The organism is Streptomyces sp. NPDC030862 (assembly GCF_055571835.1).
In genome coordinates, this window is record NZ_JBVIEN010000006.1 from 55,626 (window position 1) to 67,720 (window position 12,095).

General features: G+C 74.7%; 8 protein-coding genes. 5 read left to right on the forward strand and 3 right to left on the reverse strand.

Going from position 1 to position 12,095, the window contains the following annotated elements; all coding sequences use genetic code 11:
* Window positions 1–4: 4 nt before the first annotated feature.
* Together ACZ42X_RS17420 and ACZ42X_RS17425 are read right to left on the reverse strand one after the other, a co-directional pair.
* The gene (locus tag ACZ42X_RS17420; protein ID WP_468290293.1) at window positions 5–1,375 is read right to left on the reverse strand and encodes an ABC transporter substrate-binding protein; all 1,371 of its coding nucleotides are present in this window, start codon (window positions 1,373–1,375) and stop codon (window positions 5–7) included.
* A gap of 135 nt (window positions 1,376–1,510) precedes the next feature.
* Window positions 1,511–4,657, reverse strand: a complete 3,147-nt coding sequence (locus ACZ42X_RS17425; RefSeq protein WP_468290295.1) for an FHA domain-containing protein — start codon at window positions 4,655–4,657, stop codon at window positions 1,511–1,513.
* Window positions 4,658–5,040: 383 nt separating this feature from the next.
* On the opposite strand from ACZ42X_RS17425, the gene ACZ42X_RS17430 reads away from it, so the two are divergent.
* From ACZ42X_RS17430 to ACZ42X_RS17445, 4 genes are all read left to right on the forward strand, one after another.
* Window positions 5,041–6,813 (forward strand): serine/threonine-protein kinase, encoded by a 1,773-nt coding sequence (locus tag ACZ42X_RS17430; RefSeq protein WP_468290298.1) that lies wholly within the window; start codon window positions 5,041–5,043, stop codon window positions 6,811–6,813.
* Between the two features lie 114 nt (window positions 6,814–6,927).
* The gene (locus ACZ42X_RS17435; protein WP_468290300.1) at window positions 6,928–8,163 is read left to right on the forward strand and encodes a serine/threonine-protein kinase; all 1,236 of its coding nucleotides are present in this window, start codon (window positions 6,928–6,930) and stop codon (window positions 8,161–8,163) included.
* A 71-nt stretch (window positions 8,164–8,234) separates the two neighbouring features.
* Entirely contained in the window at window positions 8,235–9,341 is a 1,107-nt protein-coding gene (gene prfB / locus ACZ42X_RS17440) for a peptide chain release factor 2 (protein ID WP_468290303.1), read from the forward strand.
* Between the two features lie 378 nt (window positions 9,342–9,719).
* Window positions 9,720–10,766, forward strand: coding sequence for a hypothetical protein (locus ACZ42X_RS17445; protein WP_468290306.1), 1,047 nt, complete (start codon window positions 9,720–9,722; stop codon window positions 10,764–10,766).
* A gap of 131 nt (window positions 10,767–10,897) precedes the next feature.
* Here the strand turns inward: ACZ42X_RS17445 and ACZ42X_RS17450 are convergent, their stop codons facing one another.
* Window positions 10,898–11,098 carry a hypothetical protein gene (locus ACZ42X_RS17450; RefSeq protein WP_355363494.1) on the reverse strand — a complete coding sequence of 67 codons (201 nt, stop codon included), beginning with the start codon at window positions 11,096–11,098 and terminating at the stop codon, window positions 10,898–10,900.
* Between the two features lie 272 nt (window positions 11,099–11,370).
* Between ACZ42X_RS17450 and ftsE the strand changes: the two genes are divergently transcribed.
* Complete coding sequence (ftsE, locus tag ACZ42X_RS17455) at window positions 11,371–12,060, forward strand: cell division ATP-binding protein FtsE (RefSeq protein WP_355363492.1); 690 nt, start codon at window positions 11,371–11,373, stop codon at window positions 12,058–12,060.
* Window positions 12,061–12,095: the final 35 nt, after the last annotated feature.

Sequence of the window (12,095 nt, forward strand, 5' to 3'; positions counted from 1 at the left end):
GGCGTCAGCTCTTGCCGGTGAACGCCTTGGCCGCGTCGGCCTCCAGGCGTGCCTGGATGCCGGCGACGTCCTTCGGGTTCTTCAGGAAGTCCTGGAGCGCCTTCCACTCGCCCTTGCCGGGCGTGCCGCCGAACGACTGCGGCATCTGGTCCGACATGTCGAAGCGGAAGTCGTCGCCCGCGGAGATCAGCGCCTTGGCGATGTCGCGCTGGACGTCGTTCGGGTACGCCGCCACGTCCATGGACTTGTTGGGCGAGATGAAGCCGCCCTCACCCGCCCAGATGCGCGCCGCGTCGGGTGAGGCGAGGAACGTCATCAGGGCCTGGGTGGCGGGCTTGTCGGTGAGCGCCACCGCCACGTCGCCGCCGGTGACCACCGGAGGCTCGGCACCGACCGCGGGGAACGGGAACACCTTCGCGTCCTTACCGATCTTGGCCTCGGTCTGACCGATGTTGATCGATACGAAGTCGCCCTCGAAGACCATCCCGGCCTTCGGCTGGTCGCCCCCGGTGAACGTCTGGGTGACGGACGCCGGGAACTCCGTCTGCAGCGCGCCCTGCGCGCCGCCCGCGATCAGGTCCGGCTTGCCGAAGAGCTCGGCGAGGGTGGTGAGCGCCTGCGTGACGGAGGGATCGGTCCACTTGATCTCGTGCTTCGCGAGCTGGTCGTACTTCTCCGGCCCCGCCTGGGAGAGGTAGACGTTCTCGAACCAGTCCGTGAGGGTCCAGCCGTCCGCGCCGCCGATCGAGACGGGCGTGACGCCGGACGCGGAGATCGTCTCGGCCGTGGACAGCAGCTCCTTCCACGTCTTCGGCTCGGACACGCCCGCGTTGTCGAAGACGGCGGTGTTGTACCAGATCAGCGACTTGTTGGCGGCCTTGAAGTACACGCCGTACTGGGTGCCGTCGACCGCGCCGAGCTGCTGCCAGCCCGGGGAGTAGTTCTTGGTCAGCTGGGCCTTGGCCTCCGGGCCGACGGGCTTGGCCCACGTGCGCGCGACGGCCTGGTGGAGCGCGCCGACCTGCTGGAGCATCGCCACGTCGGGCGGGGAACCGCCCGCGATCTTCGTGCCGATGTAGTTGAGCATCGCGTCCTGCGTCGGGACGTACGCGACGTCGGCACCGGTGCGCTTCTCGAACTCGTCGAGGACCTTGGTGAACGCCTGCTGCTCGGGCCCGGTCCAGACGGCGACGACCTGGAGCTTCTGGCCGTCGAGCTTGGGGAGTTGGACGGTGGCGGCGGTTTCGCCCGGGTCCTTGCTCGGGCCAGGGCTGCCGCCTTTGCCGCCGTCACCGCCGCCGCAGCCGGCGAGGGTGAGGGCGCCGACCGCCGCCAACGCCATGGCCACCGTGCTCGTGCGAAGAGTAGTGCGCATCACTGCCCCGTCTCTTGCGTGCACTCTTCCGTGCGCGTACGCGTCCCGTGCGCTCAGGTCTACGCCGGGTGTACGGGGGTCGCAATACCGCCTTCCCTGTCAAGTGGGCGATCGTGATGGGCTCGTGACGTCACGTCAGTGGTGGCTGGGAGCCGTCAGCGGCGGGACCGGGGCGGCGTCGACCGAGCGGGCCGCCCGCTCCAGCGCGCTCGCCAGCAGCGCCAGGTCGGTCGGGCCGTTGCCCAGCTCGCGGACCGGGCGGCGGGTCGGCGGGTCGCCCATCCGCTCCCAGTCGAGCTGTACGACGGTCGGCCGCAGCGTCGCCGTGCGCGGGATGCGCCCCGTGACCCGGCCCGACTGGAACGGCGTGACCCGGCCGTCCGGATGTCCCAGCCGGCCGCGCCCGGGCGCCGGATCGTCCGGTCCCGGCGAGGCGGGCGGCGCGTCCAGTACGACGCGCAGGCGCGCGGCGCGGGCGAGCTCCGTGTCGGCCGTACGGTCGGGGCGCGCGGACGTCGCCACCAGGTGCACGCCGAGCCGGTGGCCTTCGCGGGCCACCGCCTCCAGCGCACGCACGACCGACCCGGCGGCGGGGCGGCCCGGGCTGCCGAGCGCGGGGGCGACCAGCGCGTCGTAGTCGTCGACGAGGACGACCAGGCGGGGGAGCGGGGTCGGGGCGTCGTCCCCCGGGCCGCCGGCGCCCGGGCCCGCAGCGGTGCGGTGGGCCGCCGGGCGCAGGCGGAGCGTGCTGCTGGGCGGGGTGTCGAGGTCGCCGCGGTGCGGCTGCTCGCCGTCGGCCGGGCGGCGCGGGCCGATCAGGCGGTCCGACACCTCCCGCTGCGTCTGCCACTCCGCGTACTCCTGGCGCCCCAGCAGCTCGGCCCGCCGCTTCAGCTCCGCGCCGAGCGCCTGGGCGAACGCCCGCATCCGCACCGGGTCCGAGGCGACCAGGTGCTCCGTGGCGTGCGGCAGCTCCGTACAGGGCGCGAGGCCCTCGCCGCGCTCGCCGCCCGCGCCGTCGACCAGCAGCAGCGCCAGCCGGTCCGGGCGGGAGGCGGCGGCCAGCGACGCCGCGACCGCGCGCAGCAGCTCCGTACGGCCGCTGCCCGCCGGGCCCTCGATCAGCAGGTGCGGCCCCTCGGCGGTGAGGTCGACGGCGAGCGGGCCGCGCGGACCGGCGCCCAGTACGGCCGAGCCGTCGGGGGCGGAGGCCCAGCGGGCCATCAGGGACGCGGGCGTGGCGCGGGCGAGGCCCAGCTCGTCGAGGAGCCGCGAGGACGGGGGCAGCGGCACCATGGCCGCCATGCGCCCGCCGGGCGCGGCACCGGCACCGGCACCGGCCCCGGTTCCGTGAAAACCGGCCCGGCTCTCGGCGCCGCCGTCGCAGCTCGGGCGCAGCGGCGCCAGGGCACGGGCGAAGCGCTCCGCCCACGCGGGCGAGACGGCGTCGACCGTGCCGACGGTGCCGTGCCCCGCGGGCTGCCCGCCCGCCGTACGCATCAGGCGCAGCGCCGTGGCCACATCGCCGGAGAGCAGCGCGACCGCCCCGCACTCGCGGAAGGCGAGCGACGCGGCGCACGCCGTCTCGTACGTCGCCGCGACCGGCGAGAGCGGCGAGGCCGCCGGGGCCTCGGCCAGGCAGATCAGGTGGATGCCCGCCGACGGGCCGGCCCCGGCGAGCCGGGCCGTCGTCTCCCGCAGCTCCGCCGAGCCGGGGTCGCCGTCGACGACCACGACCGTGCGCGGCCCGACGTAGCGCGCGGCCGCCTCCGCGACGGCCCTCCGGTCGGCGGCGGCCCAGCCGGGGCCCAGCGGTCCGTCGTCCAGCCGCCGCGTGAGCTCGGCGGCGCGGGCGGCCGCCTGGTCCCGGTCGTACGCCAGGAGGAGCCGGCAGTCCTGGCCGTGGGCGGGCCGCGTGTGCGGCAGCCAGCCGAGCCAGCCCCAGTCGCGCTTGGCGCGGGCGGCTCCGGCGAGCAGCACGAGCTCCAGGCCGCCGTCAGGCCCGGCGGGCGCGTGCAGCGCGGCGAGCTGCGCCGCCACGGACCGGGCCAGGCCCATGAGGCGCGGGCGCGGCCCCGCGAGCGCCAGGGACCCCGCCTCGCGCAGGCCGACCGTGACCGGCACGGCGGGCAGGTTCGCCCGGTCGGTCGTGCCGAGCCGTACGACGAGGGACTCCGGGTGCGCGGGGCCGCGCTCCCAGAGCCGGGGCCCCGGCCCGAGCGCCGTGAGCAGCACGGCGGCCGGGTCCGGCCACGCCTCGCCCCCGACGCCGGTCGGGCCCGGCACCTCGGGGGTTCCGTACGCCACCGGGCCCACGCCCTCGTCGCCGCGCCCGCCCGCGAGGCGCCGTGCCCAGGCGCCTATGCCGCGCCGGCGCGGACCGCTGCCTTTGGGGCCGGGGGGCTCCTGGGCGGGGGCGCCTGCGCCGCCGGGGGCGGGCACGGCTCCGTCGGGATGCCCGGCGTACGGAGCGCCCGAGGTGTCAGGGGCCGGGACCGGGGCCGGGGCGTGAGCCGGGACGTCGGCGCCGGAGACATACGGGGCTGAGGCCGGGGCGTCCGCGCCGGACGCGTACCGGGCCTGGGCCGGGATCGCGGGCGGGACCGGGGGCGTGGCGGGCGGGCCGGGCTCGGCCCCCGCGCCCGCCGCCCGCACCCGCAGGTGGCCCTCGCCGTCCGGGGTCGTCGGCGCCGGCGGCTCCGGGGCGCCGCGGCTCAGCCGGAGGGTGGACTCGCCCAGGCGCAGCAGCGCGCCCGGGGGGAGCGGCACCGGGCGTGGGCCGACCTCCTCGCCGTCGAGGGTCGTGCCGTTCGTGGAGCCGAGGTCCGCGACCGTGACGCGCCCGTCGTCGGCGACCGTCACCGCGCAGTGCAGGCGCGAGACGTCGGGGTCGTCCAGCGGGACGTCCGCGTCGGTGGAGCGGCCGATGCGGATCTGGCCGCCGTGCAGCAGGTGGACGCCGCCCGCGTCGGGACCGGCGATCACATGGAGGCGCGCCGCCGCGCCGTCGAGGGGCGCGTGGTCTGCGCCCGGGACCTGGAGGGTGAGCACAGCGCCGTCCACCAGCGGCGGCTCGCCCAGCACACGGCGCTGCGGGTCGAGCCGCTCGCCGCCCGCGTACAGCACGACCGTGCCCGAGACGTCGGGCCCGGCGACGGCCGCGGCGAGCCCGGAGGCCACGGCGGCCAGCGCGGTCCCGGCCGGGGCGGTGACCAGCACGTCACAGGCGCGTCCCGCCGCCTGGCCGACGGTCGGTGCCAGGACGGTCAGCCGGATCTGCATCGCCGTCAGCGGTCCCTTCTGCGCGGCGCGCCCGGCAGGCCGGGGGGAAGGCCCCCCAGGGCCCCGCGATCCCCCACCACCGCGGACGCGTCGTCCGGTTCAGTGCTGAGGGCATCCTCGCACCTGCGACCGACAACACGCCCGGGACCCGGCAGTAAATGATCTTGGATGCTCGGCCCCGATCGCGGAAATGCCAGGTTGTGGCCACCTTGGGATCATGTGTGGCAACCGTGCACCCGAAGCTTGCGTCTTCCGCTCCGTACGAGACCGGAAGACGACCAACCGGTGTCGTGCCCGTCGGCACTACAGTGGGGCGGACACCCGGGAGGCCCCCAGAGGGGGCGCGGGCCAGGCAAGGACCACGATCGCAGGGAGCGCATGACGTGCGGCCGGTAGGCAGTAAGTACCTGCTCGAGCAGCCGCTCGGACGCGGCGCCACGGGCACCGTCTGGCGGGCTCGTCAGAGGGAGACCGCGGGCGCCGAGGCGGCCGTACCGGGGCAGCCCGGCGAGACCGTCGCGATCAAGGTCCTCAAGGAGGAGCTCGCGAACGACGCGGACGTGGTGATGCGCTTCCTGCGCGAGCGCTCCGTCCTCCTCCGCCTCACCCACCCCAACATCGTCCGCACCCGCGACCTCGTCGTCGAGGGTGACCTGCTCGCCCTGGTCATGGACCTGGTCGAGGGCCCGGACCTGCACCGTTACCTCCGCGAGAACGGCCCGCTCACCCCGGTCGCCGCCGCCCTCCTCACCGCCCAGATCGCCGACGCGCTCGCCGCCAGCCACGCCGACGGCGTCGTCCACCGCGACCTGAAGCCCGCCAACGTCCTGGTCGACGAGCGGGACGGCCGGATGCACCCGATGCTGACCGACTTCGGCATCGCGCGCCTCGCCGACAGCCCCGGCCTGACCCGTACGCACGAATTCGTCGGCACGCCCGCCTACGTCGCGCCCGAGTCCGCCGAGGGCCGCCCGCAGACCTCCGCCGTGGACATCTACGGCGCCGGAATCCTGCTGTACGAGCTCGTCACCGGCCGGCCGCCGTTCTCCGGCGGCACCGCGCTGGAGGTCCTGCACCGCCACCTGAGCGAGGAGCCGCGCCGCCCCTCCACGGTTCCGGGCCCCCTGTGGACCGTCATCGAGCGCTGCCTGAGCAAGGACCCGGAGCGCCGCCCGAGCGCCGAGAACCTCGCCCGCGGCCTGCGCGTCGTCGCCGCCGGCATCGGCGTGCACGCCACGCCCGCCCAGATCGAGGCCGCCGAGGGCGTCGGCGCGTTGCTCGCGCCCGACCCGGCTCCGGCCCCCGTGCCGGAGACGCCCGGCGCCGCGGATCCGACGCAGGTGCTGCCCAGCACCGCCGGGCAGGCCGGACAGTACGACGCGAACCCCGGACAGTACGACCCCAACGCCGCGACCAGCGTCATGCCCACCAGCGGCCCCGGCCGCCCCGGTGCCGGTGACGCCGATCCGACGGCGGTCATGCCGCCGGTGCCCCCGCGCCCCGACGGCCCGCCGCAGCCGGAGGAGCCGCACCCCTGGCAGACGCAGCTGCGCGCGGCCCGCGACCGCAACGAGCAGACGCAGATCCAGTACCTGGACCCGAGCGAGGACCCCCTGCGCCGCCGGCCGCCCCGCCGGCCCCAGCCGCAGCAGCCCCCGCAGGCGCAGCAGCCCCAGCCGTACGCCGCCCCGCAGCACCCGCAGCACCCGCAACAGCAGCCGCAGCGGCCCCCGCAGTACCGGCAGCCTCCGCAGCCGCCCCGGCACCAGCAGCAGTACGCGCCGCCGCCGCCCCCGCCGCAGCAGTACGCCCCCCAGCACCACCAGCCCCAGCAGCACCAGCCGCCGCCGCGCCAACCGCAGCGGCAGCAGCCCCCGCAGCCCGCGCCGCGTCCGCCGCGCGAGCCGCGTCAGCCCCGGCAGCGCAGCGCCAACCCGATGCGCATCCCGGGCCTGGGCTGCCTCAAGGGGTGCCTGTTCACGGTCGTGCTGCTCGTCCTGGCGGGCTGGCTCATCTGGGAACAGACCCCGCTCCAGGACTGGATCGCCCAGGGCAAGGGCTACTGGCAGGCCATCGGCGACGCCGTGTCCACGGTCTCCGACTGGATCTCCCAGCTCGGCGGCGACAACACGACCCCTACGCCCCCCGGGCAGTAGCCGGTAACCCTGTCGATTTGTCGACCTCCGGAGGCTGATTTCGCTCCGGAGGTGAATAACGGTGCCCGCACCCGCGTAACTTGGTCGGGAACGCCAGCCGCTGAGGGAGCAGTCTTGGCACGGAAAATCGGCAGCCGGTACACGGCCCACCAGATCCTGGGACGGGGAAGCGCCGGCACGGTGTGGCTCGGCGAGGGCCCCGAGGGTCCCGTCGCGATCAAGCTGCTGCGCGAGGACCTGGCATCCGACCAGGAACTCGTCGGCCGCTTCGTCCAGGAGCGCACCGCCCTGCTCGGACTGGAGCACGCGCGCGTGGTGGCCGTCCGCGACCTGGTGGTCGACGGCAACGACCTCGCGCTCGTCATGGACCTCGTGCGCGGCACCGACCTGCGCACCCGCCTCGACCGCGAGCGCCGCCTCGCGCCCGAGGCGGCCGTCGCGATCGTCGCGGACGTCGCCGACGGGCTGGCCGCCGCGCACGCCGCGGGCGTCGTCCACCGCGACGTCAAGCCGGAGAACATCCTGCTCGACATGGAGGGCCCGCTCGGCCCCGGCGGCGCCCACCCCGCCCTCCTCACCGACTTCGGCGTCGCCAAGCTCATCGACACGCCCGGCCGCACCAAGTCCACCCGCGTCATCGGCACGCCCGACTACGTGGCCCCGGAGATCGTCGAGGGCCTCCCGCCCCGCGCGGCCGTCGACATCTACGCCCTCGCCACCGTGCTGTACGAGCTCCTCGCCGGCTTCACGCCCTTCGGCGGCGGCCACCCCGGCGCCGTACTGCGCCGCCACGTCACCGAGACGGTCGTCCCGCTCCCCGGGATCCCGGACGAGCTGTGGAAGCTGATCGTCCAGTGCCTGGCCAAGGCACCCGCCTCCCGCCTGCGCGCCTCGGAACTGGCCGCCCGCCTCCACGACGTACTCCCCCTCCTCGCGGGCATGCCTCCCCTGGACGTCGACGAGCCGGACACCGAGCCGTCCGCGGAGCCGTACGACGACGACCCGTACCCGACGGTCCCGAACGCGCCGCGCAGGGCCGCCGTCCCGCTGGTCCCCGGCTCCGCCCCGGACTCCAGCCGGGACACCCACACCTCCATGCGCGTCCCGGCGCCCGACGAGCTCTCCGGCGGCCCCCTGGGCACCGCCCGGGCCCCCCGCCCCGCCGGCGGGCGCCGCCCCGGCTCCGCCCGCCACAAGGCGGACGCCATCCGCAAGCGGCGCCTCACGCTGGGTATCGCCGCCGCCGCGCTGGTCGCCGCCGCGGGCGTCGGCGGATACGCCGTGACCAGCGCGGACGACGAACCCGCGCCGCCCGGCGACTCCCGGCAGTCGGCCCCCGCGCAGCCGTAGCGGGACCGCGGGGGGCCGCCGAGGGCCTCCTGCCGGGCCGGGACGCCGCGGTCAGCCGTTACGCTGGTGTCGTGGCAGTCGTCGATGTATCCGAAGAGCTGAAGTCCCTCTCCTCGACCATGGGGTCGATCGAGGCCGTCCTGGACCTCGACAAGCTGAGGGCAGACATCGCCGTGCTCGAGGAGCAGGCCGCGGCCCCGTCCCTGTGGGACGACCCGGAGGCGGCGCAGAAGATCACGAGCCGGCTTTCGCACCTCCAGGCCGAGGTGCGCAAGGCCGAGGCACTGCGCGGTCGCATCGACGACCTCGCCGTCCTCTTCGAGCTCGCCGAGGAGATGGACGACTCGGACACCCTCGCCGAGGCCGAGGCGGAGCTCGTCTCCGTCCGCAAGGCGCTCGACGAGATGGAGGTCCGCACCCTCCTCTCCGGCGAGTACGACGAGCGCGAGGCCCTGGTCAACATCCGCGCCGAGGCCGGCGGCGTCGACGCCTCCGACTTCGCCGAGCGCCTCCAGCGCATGTACCTGCGCTGGGCCGAGCGCCACGGCTACTCGACGGAGGTCTACGAGACGTCGTACGCGGAAGAGGCCGGCATCAAGTCGACCACCTTCGTCGTCAAGGCGCCGTACGCCTACGGCACGCTCTCCGTGGAGCAGGGCACGCACCGCCTGGTGCGCATCTCCCCGTTCGACAACCAGGGCCGCCGCCAGACCTCCTTCGCCGGTGTCGAGGTGCTCCCGGTCGTCGAGCAGTCCGACCACGTCGAGATCGACGAGTCCGAGCTGCGCGTGGACGTCTACCGCGCCTCGGGCCCGGGCGGCCAGGGCGTCAACACCACCGACTCGGCGGTGCGCATCACCCACATCCCGACCGGCATCGTGGTCTCCTGCCAGAACGAGCGCTCGCAGATCCAGAACAAGGCGAGCGCGATGAACGTCCTCCAGGCGAAGCTGCTGGAGCGCCGCCGCCAGGAGGAGCAGGCCAAGATGGACGCCCTCAAGGGCGACGGCGGCAACTCCTGGGGCAACCAGATGCGGTCGTACGTCCTTCACCCGTACCAGATGGTCAAGGACCTGCGGACGGAGTTCGAGGTCGGCAACCCGCAGGCGGTCCTCGACGGCGAGATCGACGGCTTCCTGGAGGCGGGCATCCGCTGGCGGAAGCAGCAGGAGAAGTAACCGCCCACGCGCGCAACGCCGTTCGGCGCCGGATCCCGGTCGGGGTCCGGCGCCGTCTGCGTAAGGAGCGTCAATTCGCTGACGCAAGCGGCGCGCACGCTATTTCGGCGCTTTGTCGACAAGGGAACGGCCAGGTGCGGCGCGGTCGTTCGGCTTTTACGTCACAGTTGCATCGTTGCACGCCCGGCAAGTGTGATCATTCCGGGCATCGCACGCGCAACGACCTTGACGCTTGTCTGAAAAGTGGGAAAGCTGACGCGCGGCATGCGCATGAACGGGGGCGTGTGTGATCGGGGGCGACAAGAAGCACGACCCCCAGCGTCCGCTGCCCCGAGCGCTGCTCCACTGACGAATTCAGCTACTGGGGGTAGCAGGCAGATGACCAAGAAGACGCGGGTCCGCGTGGCGCGGATCGCAGCCGGTGCGGTGATCGCCGCCGGTGCGTCCCTGACCGCCGCGGGCGCCGCTTCGGCCGTCGGCGTGGAGGTCAACGTCGCGGGCCTCGGCGCCAGCGCCGAGGTGACCAAGGACGGTGCGGAGATCGGCCTCGGCATCAACGAGGGCGAAGGCGACCCGGGCGGTGTCGGTGACACGAGCACGGGTGGCGCGGCCGCTTCGGGCGGTACGGACACCACGGGTGGCGCGGCCGCCTCGGGTGGCGCGACCACCACGGGCGGTGCGGCCGCTTCGGGCGGTACGGACACCACGGGTGGCGCGGCTGCCTCGGGCGGTGCGGCTGCTTCGGGTGGCGCGACCACCACGGGTGGCGCGGCCGCTTCGGGCGGTACGGACACCGCGGGCGGCGCGGCTGCCTCGGGCGGTGCGGCTGCTTCGGGCGGTGCGGCCTCCACGGGTGGCGCGGCCGCCTCGGGTGGTACGGACACCGCGGGCGGCGCCGCCGCCTCGGGTGGCGCGGCCTCGACCGGCGGTGCGGCCTCCACGGGTGGCGCGGCCTCGACGGGTGGCGCGGCCTCCACGGGCGGTGCGGCCTCGACCGGCGGTGCCGCTTCCACGGGTGGCGCGGCCTCGACGGGTGGCGCGGCCTCGACCGGCGGTGCGGCCTCCACGGGCGGCGCGGCTTCCACGGGCGGTGCGACCGGTGGCAGCACCGGTGGCGACCAGGGCGGCTCCACCACCGGCGGCGCGGCCGCGACCGGCGGCTCCACCACCGGTGACGCCGGCAACTGCACCGTCGACCTCGACGGTGCCGAGTGCGCCAACAACACCGATACCGACTCCGCCGGCTCCAAGCCGGTCGAGCAGGGCAAGGCCAAGGAGGAGCTGGCCGAGACCGGCGGCGAGCTGGCCGAGACCGGCGCCGCCGAGACCACGTTCCTGCTGGTCGGCGCCGCGACGATGATCGCCGGTGGCATCGGCTTCCGTATGCTGCCGCGCCTCGTCGGCGGTGGCCGTACGGCCGCCTGAAACCGGCCGGTAACCACGTAACCGGATCACCGGCTACACGCAGGAAGGGCCCCGGAAAGCCGCTCAGCGGCCTTCCGGGGCCCTTCCGTACGCCCGGCCCCCTCCAGGATGTCCGAGGGCCGGGGGAAGCCTTACGCCGTCTGCTGGGCCGTGGCGGCCAGCAGGGCCACCATCGCGACCAGGACGACCAGCAGCGTCAGCAGAGCCGCCGGGCTGAGGCCCCCGAAGGGCCCCTCCTGCTGGAGGCGCTCCCGATTGGCCCGGCAGACGGGGCACCGGCCCTCGCTGACGGGCGCCGCGCAGTTCGCGCATACCAGTCGGTCATAGGTCATGCGCTTTCCTCCTCCCGCGCGGCGGAGCCGCAGACGCGGACTGTGCACACAGTTCTCTCCGCACAACGCTCACGGAAACGCATCCGTTCCCCCTACCACTCTGCCAGGTCCGGCGCATTTAGGCGCGCCCCACCCGGTGGAGGCGGGCGGGGGCGGTCGCGGGGGCGCGGGGGCGCCGGGACAAAAGGTGCAAGGGCCTACGGCGACTGCGCGGGCCGTCGCCGTTCGCGTATGGTCACGCACACCTACTCCCGGCCGACCGTGGTGCACCCGTGATCCGATTCGACAACGTCTCCAAGTCCTATCCGAAGCAGAACCGCCCCGCGCTCAGGGACGTCTCCCTGGAGATCGAGAAGGGCGAGTTCGTCTTCCTGGTGGGGTCCTCGGGCTCCGGCAAGTCCACCTTCCTGCGGCTGCTGCTGCGCGAGGAGCGCGCCAGCCAGGGCACCGTGCACGTCCTCGGCAAGGACCTCGCCCGGCTGTCCAACTGGAAGGTGCCGCACATGCGCCGCCAGCTCGGCACGGTCTTCCAGGACTTCCGGCTCCTGCCCAACAAGACCGTCGCCCAGAACGTGGCGTTCGCCCAGGAGGTCATCGGCAAGCCGCGCGGTGAGATCCGCAAGGCCGTACCCCAGGTGCTCGACCTGGTCGGCCTGGGCGGCAAGGAGGACCGCATGCCCGGCGAGCTGTCGGGCGGTGAGCAGCAGCGCGTGGCCATCGCCCGCGCGTTCGTCAACCGGCCGATGCTGCTGATCGCCGACGAGCCGACCGGCAACCTGGACCCGCAGACCTCCGTCGGCATCATGAAGCTGCTGGACCGGATCAACCGCACCGGTACGACGGTGGTCATGGCCACCCACGACCAGAACATCGTCGACCAGATGCGCAAGCGCGTCATCGAGCTCGAGCAGGGCCGTCTCGTACGCGACCAGGCGCGCGGCGTCTACGGCTACCAGCACTGAGCACCAGCGCCAAGACGGCAAGAAAGGCTGAACGC